General features: G+C 60.2%; 1 protein-coding gene. It reads right to left on the bottom strand.

From position 1 onward, the window contains the following. Positions 1-736 (bottom strand): MlaD family protein (locus tag FZI91_RS23585; RefSeq protein WP_155941545.1); only part of this gene is annotated, 736 nt, incomplete at both ends.

Here is a 736-nt window from a genome sequence, read left to right as displayed (position 1 = left end):
TGGCCTTGATGAGAACGGGCATCAGTCGGTTGATCGCGACGAGGCTGGTGTTGGGGCTCACCGTGATGTCATTGGCGCCGCGTGCAATCGAGTTGAGGTCGGCGAACATGCTGCGGGTGTCGGTGCCCTGTACCGACGGGAACTTCGCGAGCTGATCGGTCATCTGCCCGGTCTTCTCGACCAGGTCACCGATCTGATCGGCCTCGATCGCCGCAGCGGCGGGCCCCGCCGCCTCGATCAGATCGCTGATCGTTTTCTGCCTGCTACTCAGGGTTTGAGAAAGACGGCGCGTCTGTTCCAACGAGTTCTGAATCTGAACCGAACGACCGTTGAGGGTATCGAGTAACTGATTCGATTGCGCAACAAGCTCTTTAAAGGTATGACCGTTGCCCTGCGAAGCCTTACCGAACCCGTTGATCAGGTGAGTCAGGTTGCGTATCGTGCCGCCGTTGACCAACACCGCCGCCGAACTCAAGACACCCTCCACGGTGGCCGCCGATGACGTGGTCGACAAATCAAGAGTGTCCCCGTCGGCCAAAAGTGTGGTGCTCGGATGCTTAGGAGGCTCCAGCGCCACGAACACATCACCTAGCGGTGTGGCGCTACGAAGCTGGGCAGTGGAGCCGGCCAACAACCGCACACCGCGACGTATCCGCAGCTTAACCACCGCTACATAGTCTTGCGCCTCAATGGATTCGACCTCACCGACATCGGCGCCGGCCACACGCACCTTCGC

The organism is Mycobacteroides sp. CBMA 271 (assembly GCF_009729205.1).
Lineage (GTDB): Bacteria > Actinomycetota > Actinomycetes > Mycobacteriales > Mycobacteriaceae > Mycobacterium.
Note: the sequence above shows the minus strand (reverse complement) of the source record. Positions and strands in the feature narration are given on the sequence as shown.